19 protein-coding genes are annotated in these 16,881 nt (G+C 63.0%); 7 read left to right on the forward strand and 12 right to left on the reverse strand.

Annotation, left to right across the window (positions count from 1 at the left end):
- Position 1: 1 nt before the first annotated feature.
- From rnhA to ispH, 3 genes are read right to left on the reverse strand one after another with little or no spacing between them, the layout of a single operon-like run.
- Positions 2 to 475, reverse strand: coding sequence for a ribonuclease HI (rnhA, locus tag MF606_RS04660; RefSeq protein ID WP_240232488.1), 474 nt, complete (start codon positions 473 to 475; stop codon positions 2 to 4).
- Positions 472 to 987 carry a GNAT family N-acetyltransferase gene (locus MF606_RS04665; protein WP_240232489.1) on the reverse strand — a complete coding sequence of 172 codons (516 nt, stop codon included), beginning with the start codon at positions 985 to 987 and terminating at the stop codon, positions 472 to 474. The genes rnhA and MF606_RS04665 overlap by 4 nt, the downstream gene beginning before the upstream one ends.
- Positions 984 to 1,955: a 4-hydroxy-3-methylbut-2-enyl diphosphate reductase gene (ispH, locus tag MF606_RS04670; protein WP_240232490.1), complete on the reverse strand. Its 972-nt coding sequence runs from the start codon at positions 1,953 to 1,955 to the stop codon at positions 984 to 986. Before ispH ends, MF606_RS04665 begins: the two co-directional genes overlap by 4 nt.
- A gap of 99 nt (positions 1,956 to 2,054) precedes the next feature.
- Between ispH and MF606_RS04675 the strand changes: the two genes are divergently transcribed.
- The 3 genes from MF606_RS04675 to MF606_RS04685 all read left to right on the forward strand — a co-directional run bounded on the left by MF606_RS04675 (position 2,055) and on the right by MF606_RS04685 (position 6,197).
- Complete coding sequence (locus MF606_RS04675) at positions 2,055 to 4,337, forward strand: putative PEP-binding protein (RefSeq protein WP_240232491.1); 2,283 nt, start codon at positions 2,055 to 2,057, stop codon at positions 4,335 to 4,337.
- 75 nt (positions 4,338 to 4,412) lie between these two features.
- Positions 4,413 to 4,973, forward strand: a complete 561-nt coding sequence (locus tag MF606_RS04680) for a type VI secretion protein (protein WP_240232492.1) — start codon at positions 4,413 to 4,415, stop codon at positions 4,971 to 4,973.
- A 294-nt stretch (positions 4,974 to 5,267) separates the two neighbouring features.
- Positions 5,268 to 6,197 (forward strand): cell wall hydrolase, encoded by a 930-nt coding sequence (locus MF606_RS04685; protein ID WP_240232493.1) that lies wholly within the window; start codon positions 5,268 to 5,270, stop codon positions 6,195 to 6,197.
- Here MF606_RS04685 and MF606_RS04690 read toward each other — a convergent pair whose 3' ends face one another.
- The 3 genes from MF606_RS04690 to ygfZ all read right to left on the reverse strand — a co-directional run bounded on the left by MF606_RS04690 (position 6,198) and on the right by ygfZ (position 8,356).
- Entirely contained in the window at positions 6,198 to 6,719 is a 522-nt protein-coding gene (locus tag MF606_RS04690) for a hypothetical protein (RefSeq protein ID WP_240232494.1), read from the reverse strand.
- 110 nt (positions 6,720 to 6,829) lie between these two features.
- Positions 6,830 to 7,432, reverse strand: coding sequence for an HD family hydrolase (locus tag MF606_RS04695; RefSeq protein ID WP_240232495.1), 603 nt, complete (start codon positions 7,430 to 7,432; stop codon positions 6,830 to 6,832).
- 96 nt (positions 7,433 to 7,528) lie between these two features.
- The gene (gene ygfZ / locus MF606_RS04700; protein WP_240233784.1) at positions 7,529 to 8,356 is read right to left on the reverse strand and encodes a CAF17-like 4Fe-4S cluster assembly/insertion protein YgfZ; all 828 of its coding nucleotides are present in this window, start codon (positions 8,354 to 8,356) and stop codon (positions 7,529 to 7,531) included.
- Positions 8,357 to 8,424: 68 nt separating this feature from the next.
- Here ygfZ and MF606_RS04705 point away from each other — a divergent pair, with 68 nt between their 5' ends.
- Entirely contained in the window at positions 8,425 to 9,750 is a 1,326-nt protein-coding gene (locus tag MF606_RS04705) for a dihydroorotase (protein WP_240232496.1), read from the forward strand.
- Positions 9,751 to 9,821: 71 nt separating this feature from the next.
- Here MF606_RS04705 and MF606_RS04710 read toward each other — a convergent pair whose 3' ends face one another.
- Positions 9,822 to 10,211 (reverse strand): tautomerase family protein, encoded by a 390-nt coding sequence (locus MF606_RS04710; RefSeq protein WP_240232497.1) that lies wholly within the window; start codon positions 10,209 to 10,211, stop codon positions 9,822 to 9,824.
- 302 nt (positions 10,212 to 10,513) lie between these two features.
- Between MF606_RS04710 and MF606_RS04715 the strand changes: the two genes are divergently transcribed.
- Positions 10,514 to 11,707 (forward strand): multidrug effflux MFS transporter, encoded by a 1,194-nt coding sequence (locus MF606_RS04715; RefSeq protein ID WP_240232498.1) that lies wholly within the window; start codon positions 10,514 to 10,516, stop codon positions 11,705 to 11,707.
- 22 nt (positions 11,708 to 11,729) lie between these two features.
- On the opposite strand, the gene MF606_RS04720 is transcribed toward MF606_RS04715, so the two are convergent.
- The 3 genes from MF606_RS04720 to MF606_RS04730 form a co-directional block, all read right to left on the reverse strand.
- Positions 11,730 to 11,990 (reverse strand): hypothetical protein, encoded by a 261-nt coding sequence (locus MF606_RS04720; RefSeq protein ID WP_240232499.1) that lies wholly within the window; start codon positions 11,988 to 11,990, stop codon positions 11,730 to 11,732.
- A 125-nt stretch (positions 11,991 to 12,115) separates the two neighbouring features.
- Complete coding sequence (locus MF606_RS04725) at positions 12,116 to 12,496, reverse strand: TIGR02301 family protein (RefSeq protein WP_240232500.1); 381 nt, start codon at positions 12,494 to 12,496, stop codon at positions 12,116 to 12,118.
- A 132-nt stretch (positions 12,497 to 12,628) separates the two neighbouring features.
- Positions 12,629 to 13,027, reverse strand: coding sequence for an NUDIX hydrolase (locus MF606_RS04730; RefSeq protein ID WP_240232501.1), 399 nt, complete (start codon positions 13,025 to 13,027; stop codon positions 12,629 to 12,631).
- Between the two features lie 145 nt (positions 13,028 to 13,172).
- On the opposite strand from MF606_RS04730, the gene MF606_RS04735 reads away from it, so the two are divergent.
- A complete protein-coding gene (locus MF606_RS04735) occupies positions 13,173 to 13,904 on the forward strand; it encodes an SOS response-associated peptidase (protein ID WP_240232502.1) in 732 nt (243 codons plus the stop codon).
- A gap of 74 nt (positions 13,905 to 13,978) precedes the next feature.
- On the opposite strand, the gene MF606_RS04740 is transcribed toward MF606_RS04735, so the two are convergent.
- Positions 13,979 to 14,602, reverse strand: a complete 624-nt coding sequence (locus tag MF606_RS04740; protein ID WP_240232503.1) for a hemerythrin domain-containing protein — start codon at positions 14,600 to 14,602, stop codon at positions 13,979 to 13,981.
- A 10-nt stretch (positions 14,603 to 14,612) separates the two neighbouring features.
- Positions 14,613 to 16,028: an FAD-binding oxidoreductase gene (locus MF606_RS04745; protein WP_240232504.1), complete on the reverse strand. Its 1,416-nt coding sequence runs from the start codon at positions 16,026 to 16,028 to the stop codon at positions 14,613 to 14,615.
- 226 nt (positions 16,029 to 16,254) lie between these two features.
- On the opposite strand from MF606_RS04745, the gene MF606_RS04750 reads away from it, so the two are divergent.
- Positions 16,255 to 16,866 (forward strand): histidine phosphatase family protein, encoded by a 612-nt coding sequence (locus tag MF606_RS04750; RefSeq protein ID WP_240232505.1) that lies wholly within the window; start codon positions 16,255 to 16,257, stop codon positions 16,864 to 16,866.
- Positions 16,867 to 16,881: the final 15 nt, after the last annotated feature.

The following is a 16,881-nucleotide window of genomic DNA, read 5'->3' on the forward strand; positions in this document are numbered from 1 at the left end:
CTCAAACCGGTGGCATCAGCCGGTCGTCGCGGCGCTTGGGCTTGAACGGGGCCATGCCCTCGTTGGCCAATTGATCGGCGCGCTCATTGAGCTCGTGCCCCGCATGTCCCTTGACCCATTTCCAGGTGATCTGGTGCCGCTTGGTCGCCTCGTCCAGCGCCTGCCAGAGTTCGAGATTCTTGACCGGCTTCTTGTCGGCGGTCTTCCAACCGTTCTTCTTCCAGCCATGCATCCAGCTCTGCACACCATTCTTGACGTATTGGCTATCGGTATGAATCTCGACCGTGCACGGACGCTTGAGGGCATTGAGCGCCTCGATGGCGGCCGTCAGCTCCATCTTGTTGTTGGTGGTCAGCGCTTCGCCGCCCTTCAACTCCTTGGTGTGGCCGCCATATTCGAGGATGGCGCCCCAGCCGCCCGGACCGGGATTGCCGGAACAGGCGCCGTCGGTGTGGATGATGACGGTGTCGGTCATGCGGAGCGCTGTTTGATGTAGAATTGGTGCGGCATCTCGGCGATCGTGCCCTCATGCGTCGGCTGCATGCCGATCTTCTCCAGCACACGGCGCGAGGCGGTATTTTCGCGATGGGCGAAACCGATGAAGCTCTCGTCGGCGCGCGTTGCAAACAGCCAGTCCGACAAAGCGGCGGCGATTTCGCTGGCATAGCCCTGGCCCCAATGCGCGCGCGCCAACGTGTAGCCGATCTCGGGATCGCCGCTGATGAACTGAGAGAACCCAGCTCGACCGACGAAGGCACCATCCGACCGTCGGGTGAGGCGATGCTTGCCCAGTCCGCTATCGGCATATTCCTGACGCCAGCCGGCCACCCGCTCGGCGGCCTTGGCCCGATCGTAGATCCGACCCTGTACGTCTAGATAGCGCGCCACTTCGGGGTCGCTGTGCATGGCCAGCACTTCATCGACGGCCGCATCGGTCCAGGTGGACAGCACCAGCCGATCGGTTTCGAGGATGACGCTTTGACTCATCGCACCACGGCCGCTTCGATGGTCCGAAGCTCGCGCGGAATGTTGAAGGCGATGTTCTCCTTAGCGGTCACCCGCGCCTCGACCTTGATGTCATAGCGCTGGGCAAAGGCCTCGATCACCTCGTCGACCAGCTTCTCGGGCGCCGATGCTCCGGCGGAAACACCAAGGGTGCGGATGCCCTCGAATCGCGACCAGTCGATGTCGGTGGCGCGGTCGACCAGCATGGAAACCTTGCAACCGGCTCGCTCGGCGACTTCGACCAGGCGCAGGGAATTCGATGAGTTGGGGGAGCCGACAACGATCATCGCATCCACCTCCGGCGCCACAGCCTTGATGGCCTCCTGCCGGTTGGTCGTGGCGTAGCAGATGTCTTCTTTGTGCGGGCCGTTGATGGCGGGGAAACGCTGCTTCAGCGCCGCCACGATTTCCTTGGTGTCGTCGACCGACAGCGTCGTCTGGGTGACGAAGGCGAGGGTTTGCGGGTCGCGCGGCTCGAACACCATCGCGTCGGCCACGGTCTCGATCAAGCTGATCGAGCCCGGCGGCAGTTGCCCCATGGTACCGACCACCTCGGGATGCCCCCGGTGACCGATCAGCACGATCTCGTGGCCTTCGGCGAAATGCCGCTGCGCCTCGACATGCACCTTGCTCACCAGCGGGCAGGTTGCGTCGAGGAAGAACATGTTGCGGCTCTTGGCGTCGGCCGGCACCGATTTGGGCACGCCATGCGCGGAAAACACCACAGGCGCATCGGTGTCGGGGATTTCGCTCAGTTCCTCGACGAAAACCGCGCCTTTGTCGCGCAAGCCGTCCACCACATATTTATTGTGCACGATGGCATGCCGCACATAGACCGGCGCGCCGTATTTCTCGAGCGCGAGTTCGACGATCTGAATGGCCCGATCGACCCCGGCGCAGAAACCGCGCGGGGCGCACAGCAGAATGTCTAGTTGTGGCCGCTTTTCCATATCAGTCAGATGCTTTCGGCGCTGCGGCAAGTCAAGTCTTGTTGCGGTCGCATGGACGCACAGGCATTATGCATGCCTAAATGTGGCAAGGACTTAACGGTGAGTTTGGCGCAGGAAATGTTCGCGATCGCCCCGGCCATGGGGAAGGCGAACCTGTCGGCCAGCCAGCTCAAGCTGCTGAGCGGCAAGGCGCGTTGGATTTTCCGAGTCGGCGAAGCCGGCTTTCCGACGGTTCCCACCATCGTTCTGACCCGGGCGGCTTGGGAAGCATTGCAGGCCGAGCGGACGCGCAAGGACGTCAAGTTGCGCACCCATTGGGTTGCCTGCCTGTTCAAGCTGGTGGGCAAGGATGCCCAGCCACCGCTGCTGGCCGTCCGAACGTCCGCCGCGACCCACAATGCGGGGTTGATGCCCGCCAAGCTGGGCATCGCCGCGCCGGCCAATCCCGAAGACTCGGTCGACCCAGCCCGTCCCCTTGCCAAGGCCATCAAGAACGCGTTCGACAGCTATGGTTTCGGCCATGGCTGGACCGGCCGCCAGGACGATGATCGCGGCAAGCAGATCGTTTTGGTCCAGGCTGTCGCCGACGGCGAGATCGAGCAATTCCTGACCCGCAATGCCACTACCGGCCTGCTGGGCCCGGCGCCAGTGGATGGCGCGCCGCTGCCGCGGCTGCCGGAATCGATCGATGCGCTGGTGGCCCTAATGGACGCCAAGGCCGGCCGGCATATGTGCTGTACCGTGGCCATCAAGCGCGGGCATGTTCAGTTTTTGTCCGCCCGGCCATCACAGGTAACGGCCGCGGCCGACCTCGAGGCGGCCGTGGACCGCGTCAATCGCAAGGTCTGGTCGGCCCAGAACGCGGTGAGCCGCGTCGACCCTACGCGGCTGGCGCAATTGCTTCACCCGCGCCTCAAATCCGTGGATGGCGCACCACCAATCGCGACTGGTCTCGGCGTTTCGCCGGGAGCGGCGAGCGGGACAATCGTGTTCAACGCCGAAGATGCGGCGCGGCTGCGGGCGCGCGGCAAGCACTGCATTCTGGTGGTCAACGAGACCGGGCCGGCCGACATCGAAGGCATGAAGGCCGCAACCGGCATCCTCACCGCCCGTGGCGGCATGTCGAGCCACGCCGGCGTGATTGCCCGCATCACCGGCAAGCCCTGTGTCGCGGGGGTGAGGACGCTGTCGGTGGATGCCGGCGAGATGCTGTGCCGCATCGGCGACCGTGAGTACCGCTCAGGCGACCGGCTGACCATCGATGGCAGCGATGGTTCGGTCTATGCGGGAACCTTGCCGCTTGCCCAGCCCCATATCGGCGGCGCCATCGGTAAGCTGCTCGGCTGGTCCGATGCCAGCCGGACCATTGCCGTTCGCACCAATGCCGAGACGGTGGAGTCGGCTATGACGGCGCTCAGCTTCGGGGCTGAGGGCATTGGTCTCGCGCGCTCCGAGCATATGTTCTTCTCGCCAGAGCGCATGGTGGCCCTGCGCCGAATGATCCTCAGTGAAGACGAAGACGATCGTAGCCGCGCCATCAATGGCCTGGTGGATTTCCAGACGGGGGACTATTCGGCGCTGTTTTCGGCGATGAAGGGCCTGCCGGTGAATGTGCGCCTTTTCGATCCGCCGCTGCACGAATTCCTGCCGCGTACCGACGAAGATATCGAGGAAACCGCCGCTTCGCTGGGGCTCGCCGTGCGGGCGCTGCGCCTGCGACTGGAGCGCATCGCCGAGATCAACCCGATGCTTGGGCATCGCGGCGTGCGACTGGCGATCACCTATCCGGAAATCCTGCAGATGCAGATGCAGGCCATCATGGCCGGCGTGCGCGCTGCCAGCGAAACGCAGAATGAACCGGTGGCGGTGGAGGTCATGGTACCCTTCGTGTCCACCGCCAGTGAGGTGGCCTGGGTGCGCGAGCGCGTCACCACCATCGCCGCCAATTCCGGCCTGCTGCGCACCGACAGGGCCCGCTTCTCGTTCGGAACCATGATCGAGCTACCGCGAGCCTGCCTGCGAGCGGGCGACATTGCCCAGATGGTGGACTTCTTCTCGTTCGGCACCAATGACCTGACCCAGACCACGTTCGGCATATCGCGCGACGACGCGCCGACCTTCCTCACCGCCTATCAGCGTAAGGGTGTCTATGAGCGTGATCCCTTCGTCACCATCGACGAGAAGGGGGTTGGCGAGATGATCGCCATTGCCATCGAGCGCGGCAAAGCGGCGAACCCGCAGCTCAAGATCGGCATTTGCGGCGAGCACGCCGGCGATCCGGCGTCGCTCAAATTCTTTGCCGGGCTCGGCGTCGACTATGTCTCTTGCTCCCCGTATCGTGTACCGGTCGCCCGGCTGACGCTGGCGCAGGCTTCTGCTTAAATAGGGGGTAACGATCCCTATATGCAGGGGGACGAAGCCGGCCCCGCTGGCGCAAAGGGATGGGACGAAACCGATATGAAATTATGGCCAGTTTTGGCGCTGCTGCCGATGCTCGCTGCACCCGCGTCACCCGTTCTGGCCCAATCCGCCGGATCCGACTGCGCGGCGATCAGCGGCGATGCCGAGCGCCTGACCTGCTATGACGCAGTCTTCCGTACGGGGGGCGTCCCTTCGGTAGCTGCGACCGTTGCGGCGCTCGAGTCCGAGCAGCTGATACCGGCTCGGCCTAGCGGGCGTGCGCCGGCGACGATGACTGTCGCGTGCGAAAGCGGCCAACTCTCCATCGCCTTCGCATTCGCTGGCAACACCATGTCGGCGCTTGGCAATGATGCGGGCATAACCCTGCAATATGATCTCCAAGCCGCTCGCAGCCGTACCTTGCCGGTGAATGGCACCAACACTGCCATCGTCATGGGCGCATCCGATGGCGCCGAGGCGTTCCTGCAGGGGCTGGAAGGGGCGACCAACCTCACCGTACGAGTGACGCCAGTCAGCTCGCGCTCCCTGTCGGTCCGCTTCCGCGTCGACGCTTTCGTGCCCGCCATTGCCCCGGTGCGGGCCGCCTGCGCGGGCTAGCCTGCGACAAATCCGCCATTCACACTTCTGCCCGGCTCTGGTCACCATTGGTCCATGGCTACGCCCAGAACGCCGTTTACCCGCTGCTAACCCTAATAAGACATCATTCTGATTATCGGCATTTTAGCGTCACTTTCGCCGATCAGTAGTTTTGTTGCGTAGTGTTGAGTAGCGTTTATGGTCCATCCACACCGGCCGGTGGTGCGTTCGCGCCCGGCTAGAGCGGTTCGTCGCGGACATCCCTTCACCAGGCTGCTGGTCGTTGGGATTTTTTGTGCCCTGGGTTACGCTGGATTGACCAATGGGGCATTCGGCCCCAGCTCTGACCTCGCCGAAATGTTGCCGCCCGATGTCGACCTGGTGACTGCCAGCCTGTCCTACACCGGCGTCGATCCTGTGATCACCGGCTCGGTCGATCATCTGTTCGATACCGCAAGCTTCACCGGTCCCAACCGCGCCGAGAAGGGCGACCGCGTTCGCCCACAGGTTGATGTGCTCGCCCTGTCGCGCAGCTTCGAGGAGGTGCGTGTCCGCCTTGCCTCGCTCCGCAGCGGTCCCGCCGACCCGACCGATCTTGGTCAATCGCGCCTGGCCGATATCGCGCTACCCGCGACCGGCGATGTAGAGATCGGCCCGCGCATGTCGGTGGCGTCGATCAACCCCGCGACAGCCGCAGCCCTTGACGCCATTGCAGGCATAGCCCCGCAATCCTCCTCGCCCATGCCGGTCGTCGCATCGGAGCAACTGGCCTATGCACGCGCCAATGCGCCGGTTACGGGCGGCTTTGCCACCGGGCAGGCCGTCGCTGCATCGGACAAGGAACTCTGGTGCCTGGCTACAGCCATCTATTTTGAAGCGCGCGGCGAGAGCTATCGCGGGCAAGTGGCCGTTGCACAGGTCGTGCTCAACCGCGTCAAGGACTATCGCTACCCCGATACCATCTGCGGCGTGGTGTTCCAGAACCAGAGCCGCCGCAATTCCTGCCAGTTCTCGTTTGCCTGCGACGGCATTCCCGAGACGATCAACGATCGCGAATCCTGGGCCCAGGCCGAAGACATTGCCCAGCGCTATACGGCGGGCGAGCTCTACCTGACCGAAGTCGGCGATGCGACACACTACCACGCCACTTACGTCCGTCCCGCCTGGGCGCCGCGCATGACCAAGGTCACCCAGATCGGGCTGCACGTCTTCTACAAGTTCAAGCGCGGCTGGCTGTTCGGCTAGCTAGCAGACCGAAAAGCCCTTGCCCGACACACAGGTCATATTGCCCCACGTGGTGACGCGGGTATTGCCGGAGCGGTAGCTGAAGAAGGAATTGCCGACGCTGCTGGTGAAGCTGTTCCAGTGTCCGCCGCTCCAATAGGAGAAGCGGTTACGTGGATAGACGGGCAATTCCTCGACGCTGATGCCCGGATACTGGACATGATCCGAGAACAGGGCATCGGTCGAATAGGTGCCCGTCGCGGTCGTGGCGATGGTCACGTATGAAACCTTGCCGGCCTCGATCTTCTTCACCACAGCGCTCGACGTTGGCTCCTCCGACACCCAGGCTTCGTGGGTGACCTCGTAGGGCCGATCCTCAAAGAACACCAGCTTGGAGGCGTCGAAGCCCGGCGCCACAACCTCGTTGAGGAACTCGTCGGCGAAGGTATCTATAACCATGCCCGGGCCGGTGAACGCCAGCGCGGTGGCGCATAGGGCACCCAGGGTCATACCGAGCAGTAGATGGCGATCCGGCAGGTTCATGGTTTCCGTCCCGATTTGGTGCGACTCTCAGCGCCACATTAACGGATCAGAAACCATAGTCGCCCGACGCGGGCAAAGTTCATCCTTTGTTAGGGTTAATATCCCCGGCTTTAGGGCGTAATCGCTTCGAAGGCGTCGATGAAGCGGTCATGCGCTTCGCGGGTCGGCCAGGGCCGGATCAGGCGGTCGAAGGCATCGACGTCAAAGGCCGGCGTAACCGGTTCGCCAAAGAACTTGCGTGCCTCGCTGTCTTCGAAGCCCGCGAGGTGGACCGCTTCGAAGAAGGCGGCTTCGCGGTCGGCCTTCTTGACCTGCTTGGCGAGGGCAGCGGGCATGGTTGCGGGCAGCGAGAAACGCAGGTAAATCGCTGACAATAAACGATTTTCAACGTCCTTATAGTTGCCGCCCATGGCCGCCTTGAACGGCGAGATGATGTCGCCCATGACGTATTCGGGCGCGTCGTGGAGCAGGGCCTGAAGCTGTGCCGCCGGGCTGCAATCCGGAGTGGCCGCACGGTACAGCTCGAGCACGAGCACGGAATGCTGCGCGACGGAAAACGGATAGTCGCCAATGGTTTGGCCGTTCCAGCGCGCCACGCGGGCCAAGCCGTGTGCGATGTCGGAGAGCTCGACATCCATCGGCGATGGATCAAGAATATCGAGCCGCCGACCCGACAACATACGTTGCCAGGCGCGTGAACTTGACCGTGCCATGGTGCCCCAATTGGTTAGCAGACTGTTAGCGCTGAGCGTAGCAGTTGGGGTCGATTCGCTGAACTCGGCACGACGAAAGTCATGCCCGGCGCGACGTCATTCCTCTGGCGAGGCCTCGCCAAAGGCATAAGTGGCCCAGACGGGCAGGGCCAGGCTGACCGGTTTGCCATCGACGGTAGCGGCAGCTGGATCGGTGACCCGATCAAGCCTCAGGATGGCCACGGCCGTTCCGTCGAGGACCTCACCAATTGTACCCGCTTCTCGCGTGCCGGTGGTCACTGCGCTGCCGGCGGCGGCGTCGATGCCCGAGACGATGACCGGGCGGCGGCGAGCGGTGCCGCGATGCTTCATGCGGCTGACGACTTCCTGGCCGACATAGCAGCCTTTGACGAAGTCGACGCCGTCGAGAATATCGAGGCCGATATCGTGGGCGAAAGCGTCGAGGGTTGGGAAGTCGGGGCCTAGCTCAAGAATACCCGCCTTGGCGCGCGCGCGCCGATAGGGGGCGTCATCGGCCACCCAGTCGGTGGTTTCGGCGACGGGGGCGACAATCCGATAGCCGAGTTTGACCGAGCCACGCTGGTCGAGGTGGGCGATGCCGCCTGCCGGCCCGCCAGCGCTGTAACCGACGCGATGGGTTTCGCGCAGATCATCGATCACCACCTGCGCGCGCAGGCGATACATTTTCATGCGCTTGAAGAAGTCGTCTGCCACCGACTGATGCACGTCGAGCCAGAGCGCATCCTCGGCCCAGCCGGCAGTGCCCTCGGCAATAATCTTGCCCTGCGGCGAGAGCAGTGCCCACCACGCCGAGGGACCATCGGCACTGGGCATCGGACCGGTCACCACATCATTGAGCAGCTTGTGTGCCTCGGGGCCCGAAAAGCGGAACACGGCACGGTCGGCGCGCAGATGGATGGTCATGGTCACTTGCCTCTCGGACAGAGCGTCCGGTAAACCCGGCTAAGGCATTGCACGGGCGGGACCAAGACATGGCGCAGTACGACACGATTTTCAAGAACGCCACTCTGGTCAATCAGGACGGCGAAGGGCTGGCCGATATCGCGGTGCAGGGCGGCCGGATCGTGGCGATTGGCGCCGTCGGCGACAATGCCGCCGAGATCGTCGATTGCAAGGGCTTGCACATCCTGCCCGGTGTCATCGACACGCAGGTGCATTTCCGCGAGCCAGGGCTGACGCATAAGGAAGATCTCGAATCGGGGTCGCTGTCGGCGGTGATGGGTGGCGTGACCGGCGTCTTCGAGATGCCGAACACCAATCCGCTGACCACGACGCGTGAAACCTTTGACGACAAGATCGCCCGCGCCACCAACCGCATGCATTGCGACTTCGCCTTCTATATCGGCGGCACGCACGAGAATGTCGGCGAGTTGCCCGTGCTGGAAAAGCTGCCGGGCTGTGCCGGCATCAAGGTGTTCATGGGCTCGTCAACCGGTTCGCTGCTGGTGGCCGACGACGACGGCGTCGAGGCCATCCTGCGCGCTATTTCGCGGCGCGCGGCGTTCCACTCCGAAGATGAATTCATGCTCGAGGAGCGCAAGCACCTGCGGGTGCCGGGCGATCCATCGAGCCATCCGATCTGGCGCTCGCCCGAAGTGGCGCTCAACTGCACCAAGCGGCTGGTGGGGCTGGCCCGCAAGACCGGCAAGCGTATCCACGTGCTGCATATTTCCACTGGCGAAGAAATTGCCTATCTCGCCGACCACAAGGATGTGGCCAGCGTCGAGGTGACGCCGCACCACCTGACGCTGGACGAGACCGCCTATACCCGCCTCGGCACCTATGCGCAGATGAACCCGCCGGTCCGCGACGCCAAGCATCGCGAGGCCATCTGGGGCGGCGTCGCCAATGGCGTCGCCGATATCCTGGGCTCGGACCACGCGCCGCATACGCGCGAGGAAAAGGACCATCCCTATCCGGCATCGCATTCGGGCATGACCGGAGTGCAGACGCTGGTGCCAACCATGCTGGACCATGTGAACGCCGGCAAGCTGAGCCTGGCGCGCTTTGTCGACATGACCAGCGCCGGCCCCAACCGTCTGTTCGGCATTGCCAACAAGGGCCGGATCGCGGTCGGCTACGACGCCGATTTCACCATTGTCGATCTGAAGCGTCGCGAGACCATCACCAATGACTGGGTCAAGTCGCGGGCCGGGTGGACGCCCTACGACGGCGTGACGGTCACTGGCTGGCCAGTCGGCACCATCGTGCGCGGCAAGACGGTAATGTGGCAGGGCGAACTGGTGACGGCTTCGACCGGCCAGCCGATGCGGTTTCTGGAGGCATTGCCCAAATAGGCGTTCCCTGGCTGCATTGGCTTAGGCCAACGGTCGCCAAGGCGGACATTTCTCGGCAAATGTCCGCTTGGCTAAACCGCTGGAGCGTATTGCGCCTCGCCGTTTCCAAAAGACCAGTTTTCTTTGGCGACTTCGACGATGGAAATTAGGACGTCCTGGGGCCGCATGCCCAGCGAAGCAACCAAACGTTCGACAATTTTGGCGTATAGCGCCCGCTTTTTTTCCACGGTCCGCGTGTTGTTGGCGGTAATCTGAATGATGACGAGATCGTCCGTTCGCTGGATGCCCAGGTAGTTGGCGCTGAAATCGAAATGTTCACTGCCGTGTTCAGAAATAGTGACGAACCTGTCCTCATCTGGAACGTCGAAAGTCTCACGCAGTGCGAGATAGATTTGCTCCATCAAGGTCTGACAGTATTCCGGTGATTTGCCTTTCCTAAGTGAGATGCGCGTCAAAGGCATTGTAGTTCTCCTGGTGTTGAACTGAATCAGCTGGAATCTTGTACAGCGCTACGAAATGGGGCAGGTCGAGCGACGAAAACACCTCCCATCCTTCTTGCCTCAATCCCCTGCGTCAAGTTGACGGACATTCGTCCCCGCCGTAACAATTAGCGCGTGATGATCGAAAACGGCATGGTCGTAGTAGGCGCGCGCATGGGCACGGCAGCATAGCTGCCAGGCGAAAGCACCCATGCGCGGACAAATCAGCCCCTCACGGGGCTTTTTTATTGCCCCGCTTCCCGCACAAGCAATCGGCTTTGATCATGCCAGGTTCATCCGCTTCTCCTCGCCTCCCCACGTTGGTTCTTCTGTCGGCACTTGCCATCCTGCCGATCAACTTTTTCCTTCCATCTCTTCCCCGAATGGCTACCGAATTTGGCGTCGATTATGGGCTGATCGGGCTTTCGTTGGCGGCCTATGCAATTGTGTCAGCATGTCTTCAACTGGTTCTGGGCCCACTTTCGGACCGTTTTGGTCGCCGGCCGGTCATTCTCGGGGCGCTGGCGATATTTATCGCGGCGACGGTCGGGTGCGCCATGGCGCCAGATGCCTGGACCTTCCTCGCCTGCCGGATGGTGCAGGCTGTGATCGCCCCAACCTACGGCGTGGCACTTGCAGTGATCCGCGACAGGACCAACAGTGATCAGGCTGCGGGCAGGTTCGGCTATCTGGCGATGGCGTGGGCTATTGCGCCCATGCTCGGCCCCACGGCAGGTGGGCTGCTTGATCAGGTTTTTGGCTGGAGGGCCAGCTTCTACGTTCTGGCGCTTTTGGGTATGGCAGTTTTCGCGCTGTGTTGGACCGATCTGCGCGAGACGAACACTTCGCCATCCAGGACGATGGTAGAGCAGTATAAGGCCTATCCCGAATTGTTGGGATCGAAACGCTTCCTCGCCTATTGCCTGTGCATGGCGTTTTCGGTCGGCGCTTTTTATGCCTTCCTATCAGGCGCGCCGCTTGCCGCTTCTGCTTTCGATCTCTCGCCAGCGGCCCTTGGGCTTTGGATGGGTTCGATCACTGGCGGCTTCATGTTCGGCAGTTTTCTGGCAGGCCGACTCGCCGGCATGCTCCCGGCCAACACCATATTGATTGCCGGAAGGATCGTGGCCTGCGCGGGTCTATTGTTCGGCATAATCCTTTACTTTGCAGGCATGACCCACGTGCTGGCATTGTTCGGGCCTTGCCTGTTCGTTGGAGTGTCGAACGGCCTGACACAGCCGAGCGCCAATGCCGCAGCAATTTCGGTTCGCCCGACACATACGGGAACCGCCGCCGGCCTCGCCGGCGCGATCACCGTCGCAGGCGCCTCCATTGTGGCAGCGGTCGCGGGTGCCGCTCTCACAGAAGAAAATGCCCGCTCTGGCCTGCTGGTTGTGATGCTCGGCTCAGCGGTTATTGCCTTGGGGGCAGCACTGGTTGCTCGCCATCTGGAAAACAGTACGCCCGCGAGGAAATAATCGAAAGAAGAGGCCCGGATCGCTACTGCAAGATTCGATCGAGGTTGTATTCGCCCGAGCGAATGCGATCGGGCAACATACTGATGAGATCGGCCGTCGCTTCGTCGCCATGCATCTTGACGAAGGTGGCTAACGCCGCGAACAGCGAGGCATGGGCGAGGGCCGCGCTCTGCACGCCATCATCCTCTGCGCAATTCCAGGCGTCGGCCAGATATTCAAGCGCGAGCTGCCGCTCGCCTTGTTCCCGGTCGAAAACGGCGTGCCCGGAGGCGGGCGCAAACATGGTTTTGCTCGAAGTCATGCAATGGGGGTTAGCACGGGTAAATGTGGCGGGCGCGCAAGAAGTAACCCGAAGGTTAACGGGTCGTGCGCGATTGTACGGAAGGCAGCATTTTTGCGCTGCCTGCGCTATTCGGCAAAACGCGTATGGATATCCCGAGCGGTGCGCTCCGCTTCGACCAGCAGGCGCGTCAGCGCTTCCCTGGCCGCCGGCGTACAGGCGCGGTGAAAGCGCGCAAAGGCGGTGTAGCCGCCGTTGAACGCGCCGGCTAGGCGCTGGCGGCGATCCTCGTCGGGCTCGTCGAGCGCGATCAGATCGGCCATCTGGGCGCGCCAGTCCGTCGTTCCCGCCTGGCACAGGGGCTGCAGGAAATAGAGGCTGCCCATGATCTCGGCCAGCCGCTCCATCTGGCGCTGATAGGGCGGATCGATGGCCCAAGCCGGGCCGGCGCTGAGCGCGAGCACGAGAAGGATCGTGAGCACGCGGAGGCGGGATTGAACGCGGGGCATAGTGCGGTCCCTCAACCTGCGTCATCACCGGGCTTGTCCCGGTGATCCATCATGCGCGGCAGCATGGGTTGCCGGGACAGGCCCGGCAATGACGATAGGGGTGGGAACTGGCTCAACATGACGTTTGGTCTATCAGCTTTGCGCCAGAACTGCGAAGGCCCTCGCAAGCACATCATCGAGACGGCTGGTCGTGCGCAGCGCCACCAACGCGGCAGGGTCCATCCATTTGTGATCGGCCACTTCATCGGACGCCCGTATCTGCCCTGAGAAATCGCGCGTGACGAAGACGGCAAGCTGGAACGTGCCATCGCGACCCAGCGATTGCACCATCACCGGGCGCGGATTGCGGATGGTGAGACCGACTTCCTCGGCAATCTCCCGGATGGCGCATTGCTCGATGGTCTCGCCCGGATCGAGGCGCCCGCCGGGCAGGGTCCACAGGTGCTGATAGGGCGCATAGGCTCGCTTGATGAGCAGCACCTTGCCCTCGCGGACAATGGCAACACTGGCGGCATTGGGGTTCTCGGTCACGTCGGGTCCATTTGCGATTCGTCGGAACACTCTCAGTCATTCCCGCGCAGGCGGGAAGCCCAGTTGCGACGGTGATAACAGAGGTTCCCGCTTTCGCTGATCTGACCCGGTGGTAAAATGGGTTTGGACACGGAAAGGACGACCCATGTGCGGACGCTATGCGTCGACGCTGCCACCCGAAATGATGGAGGAGCTGTTCAAGCTCTTCAACACGATCGCTCTGGTGCCGCGCTACAATATTGCGCCGACGCAGCCGATTGCCGCCATCTGGGAGGCGCATGGCCGGCGCGAGGCGCATTTCGCGCGTTGGGGATTGGTGCCCGGCTGGGTGAAGGACCCGCGCGAATTCCCGCTGCTGGTCAACGCGCGGGTGGAGACCATGGCGGACAAGCCGGCTTTCCGTGACGCGCTCAAGCATGGCCGCTGCATCATTCCGGCCAGCGGCTACTACGAGTGGCACACCAATCCGGATAAATCCAAGCAGCCCTACTACATCACCATGAGCGACGACCGGCCGATGGCGCTGGCCGGGCTCTATGCAAGCTGGATGGGTCCGGACGGCGAGGAAATCGACAGCGTCGCCACCATCACCGTGGCGGCAAATCCGCAGCTTTCGGAAATCCACGATCGCATGCCGGCGATTCTGGAGGGCGACGCCATCGATGACTGGCTCAATGTGCGTGGTGTCAGGGCGCGTGAAGCCTATCAGCTTGCTCTGCCGCTGGCCGATGGGGCGCTGAAGTTCCATCCGGTGTCGACGCGGGTCAACTCGGCCCGGGATGATGATCCGGGATTGGTCGAACCAGCGGAAGTGGTGAAGCCGCAACCGCGGCCGAAAAAGGTCGCGGGCGGTGGACGGCAGATGGATTTGTTCTGAGCGCGTCGCACTCCATAGATCGTCACCCTCGGGTCAAGCCCGAGGGTGACGGATCCGTGGTTAGGAGGCTGTCCCTAGCCACCCAAACCGAAATACCCCAACGCATCCCCCATCGCCTCTTCCTCGTAGCCGAGATGGGAGAGCAGTACGCGTTCGAGTGCGCGATAGACGGTCTTGGCGTCTTCGAACCGGGCTGCCGTGGGTTCCGCAGCCAGCGCATTGAGCGCAGCCACCAGCCGTTCCAACAATTCGTGGACGACGACATGCTCGGCGCGCAGCCGGTCGGCGATGGCCTTGAACGCCTCCCCCTGCTGCGCCAGTGCCGGGAAGATGGCGTAGTCCTCGATCGAATGGTGCGTGTTGACGATGCCGCAGTGCTGGCCGCAGAGATTGCCGAAGCGCCGGTAATTGGCCACCATCGCCAGATCGGCCGTCTCGGTGGCGATCTGGTCGCGCGTCACCGCACCCTGATTGGCCCGCTCGATGAGCTTACCCAGAGTGACCATGTTTGTGCGCAGGTGATCGTGAATCATGCGCAGATGCAGGCCGGGCGCGCGCTGCTCGTCGGTCAACCCTTCGAGCTTTTGCACCGGCGGCCTTGTGGCGTCGTCGAGAAAAGTGATGTCCAGCAGCATGCGCCGATAGATGGGGCCATTGCTGCGCAGGCGCAAGGCGGCACCAAATTGTGGCTGAGCCACCCCTCGGACACTAGCCCAGCATCTTGCCCGGATTGAGGATGCCCTTTGGGTCGAGGGCGGTTTTGATCGCCCGCATCATATCGATGGCGACGGGGTCCTTCACCTTCCGGAGCAGTTCCGTCTTCAACTGGCCGATGCCGTGCTCTGCCGAGACCGAGCCGCCGAGGCGCAGCACGATCTCATAGATCGCTTCGTGCACCTTCTCGTCGGACTGGGCCATGAAGGCCTTGCCATCGGCACCTGCGGGCTGGCTGAAATTGAAGTGGATATTGCCGTCGCCCATGTGGCCGAAGGGCACGGCGCGGATGCCCGGAACCAGGCGTTCGGCGGCGGCGATGCCCTCGGCGATCAGTTGTGGCACGGCGGCGATCGGCACGGAGACGTCGTGCTTGATCGAAGCGCCCTCCCGGGACTGTACCTCGCTCATCTGCTCGCGAAAGGCCCACATGCGGGTGCGATCGGCCAGGGATTCGGCCAGGACAGCATTGTCGATGAGGCCGGACTCGAAGGCGGCCTCGATGGCGGCCATGAGCGTGCCCGGCAGGCCGCCGCGCATGCGCGAGACTTCGATCAGCGCATACCAGGGGGAAGGGCCTGCGGTAGGGTCGCGGTCGAGCATGCCGTGACGCAGCTGCATATCGAGGCCGAGAGCGGGCACGATCTCGAAGGCATTGAGCCGGCCGCCGATGCGTTCGCGCAGCAGTTCGAACAGTGGCAATGCCACCTCGGGACCGGCAATGTTGACCAGCGCCGTCTCGTAATCCTCCGGCTTGGGGAAGATCTTGAGCGTCGCGGCGGTGATGATGCCCAGCGTGCCCTCGGCGCCGACGAGCAGGTCCTTGAGGTCGTAGCCGGTATTGTCTTTCTTGAGCGAGTTGAGGCCTTGGTAGAGCCGGCCATCGGCCAGCACGGCCTCTACGCCCATGGTGAGCTCGCGGGCATTGCCATAGGCGAGCACGTTGACCCCGCCGGCATTGGACGACAGCAGGCCGCCGATGCGCGCGGAGCCCTGCGAGGCCAGCCAGAGCGGGAAGATATTGCCCTTGTCTTCCGCCGCCTTGTGAGCGTTTTCGAGAATGACGCCGGCTTCGGCCGTCATGGTGCCGGCCGCGGTGTCGATGGCGCGGATGCGGTCGAGCTTGCTCAGGCTCACGATGACCTCATCGCCGCGCCACGGCACCTGGGCTCCGACGAGGCCGGTATTGCCGCCTTGGGGGATGATGCCGACGCCGTTCTCATTGGCCCAGCGCAGAATCGCCTGCACCTCCGTGACCGAAGCGGGCAGGGCGATCGCGGCGGCGCCGGTGTGGAAGCGCTTTCGCGGCTCGTTGAGATAGTTGCCCATCCGCTCCGGCTCGCCAATGACGGCGCTGGCGCCGAGTAGGGCGGTGAGCTCTGAGATGATCTGGGTGGCGGAAAGGGACATGCGACAATCCGTATTGACGACCCGCTGCCGGGTGAACTTGCCCCGGCCGCCTGCCATGTGCCACAACCGGGTCGAGGACTCCAGCATCGATGGCGTGGCGATTTGCGAATGGCATATCTGCCTTCCGATCTTGCGGCTGGCGTGACCGGAAAAATCCACTAGGCTGATGCCGAGGCGGATAGCACTCTTTCGATAGGACGCGTCGGGGGCGGCGCGGAATGAACCAATGACAGCCTTGGTCTGGCCGGAAATCTACTTCGTTCGCCATGGAGAGACCCCATGGAACGCCGAGCGCCGCTATCAGGGGCGCAAGGATATTCCGCTCAACGACAAGGGGCGTGGCCAGGCCAATCAGAATGGCAAGACGCTTGCCGCGTTGTTTGCGGCGCGCGGGCTCGACCCCAACGCATTCGAGTGGCACGCCTCTCCGCTGGGCCGCACCCGCGAGACTATGGACCGGGTGCGGGCCGGGTTCGATATTCACCTGCCCGAGGTGAAATACGACGTGCGGCTGATGGAGATTTCCTTCGGTGTGCTGGAAGGCGAGTTGTTCGAGCAATTGCCGGCCAATATGGCGATCGCACCGGGCTCGCGTGACGAGAGCTATTGGGAGTTCCGCCCCGAGAATGGCGAGAACTATCGCGACGTCGAGGCGCGGCTGGCTGAATTCGCCAGTGTGCTCAAGGGACCGTCGGTGGTTGTGGCCCACGGCGGTATCGCCCGCACACTGCGTGTGTTGATCGAGCACGCGCCGATCGTTGAAGTGATCAACTGGGCACCGCCGCAGGACGCAATCATGCACTTCACGCCGGGGCAGATGGAGCTGCTGCGCGCGTAGCGCTGATTGACCTAG

Source organism: Devosia lacusdianchii, from assembly GCF_022429625.1.
In the GTDB taxonomy this organism is placed as follows: domain Bacteria; phylum Pseudomonadota; class Alphaproteobacteria; order Rhizobiales; family Devosiaceae; genus Devosia; species Devosia lacusdianchii.

Excerpts from the sequence above, each read along its gene's own strand:
- rnhA (WP_240232488.1), bottom strand. The coding sequence starts at position 475 with ATGACCGACACCGTCATCATCCACACCGACGGCGCCTGTTCCGGCAAT.
- MF606_RS04720 (WP_240232499.1), bottom strand. The coding sequence starts at position 11,990 with ATGTTTGCGCCCGCCTCCGGGCACGCCGTTTTCGACCGGGAACAAGGC.
- MF606_RS04710 (WP_240232497.1), bottom strand. The coding sequence starts at position 10,211 with ATGCCTTTGACGCGCATCTCACTTAGGAAAGGCAAATCACCGGAATAC.
- MF606_RS04680 (WP_240232492.1), top strand. The coding sequence starts at position 4,413 with ATGAAATTATGGCCAGTTTTGGCGCTGCTGCCGATGCTCGCTGCACCC.
- MF606_RS04750 (WP_240232505.1), top strand. The coding sequence starts at position 16,255 with ATGACAGCCTTGGTCTGGCCGGAAATCTACTTCGTTCGCCATGGAGAG.
- MF606_RS04735 (WP_240232502.1), top strand. The coding sequence starts at position 13,173 with ATGTGCGGACGCTATGCGTCGACGCTGCCACCCGAAATGATGGAGGAG.
- ispH (WP_240232490.1), bottom strand. The coding sequence starts at position 1,955 with ATGGAAAAGCGGCCACAACTAGACATTCTGCTGTGCGCCCCGCGCGGT.
- MF606_RS04665 (WP_240232489.1), bottom strand. The coding sequence starts at position 987 with ATGAGTCAAAGCGTCATCCTCGAAACCGATCGGCTGGTGCTGTCCACC.
- MF606_RS04695 (WP_240232495.1), bottom strand. The coding sequence starts at position 7,432 with ATGGCACGGTCAAGTTCACGCGCCTGGCAACGTATGTTGTCGGGTCGG.
- MF606_RS04715 (WP_240232498.1), top strand. The coding sequence starts at position 10,514 with ATGCCAGGTTCATCCGCTTCTCCTCGCCTCCCCACGTTGGTTCTTCTG.
- MF606_RS04725 (WP_240232500.1), bottom strand. The coding sequence starts at position 12,496 with ATGCCCCGCGTTCAATCCCGCCTCCGCGTGCTCACGATCCTTCTCGTG.
- MF606_RS04705 (WP_240232496.1), top strand. The coding sequence starts at position 8,425 with ATGGCGCAGTACGACACGATTTTCAAGAACGCCACTCTGGTCAATCAG.
- MF606_RS04745 (WP_240232504.1), bottom strand. The coding sequence starts at position 16,028 with ATGTCCCTTTCCGCCACCCAGATCATCTCAGAGCTCACCGCCCTACTC.
- MF606_RS04690 (WP_240232494.1), bottom strand. The coding sequence starts at position 6,719 with ATGAACCTGCCGGATCGCCATCTACTGCTCGGTATGACCCTGGGTGCC.
- ygfZ (WP_240233784.1), bottom strand. The coding sequence starts at position 8,356 with ATGACCATCCATCTGCGCGCCGACCGTGCCGTGTTCCGCTTTTCGGGC.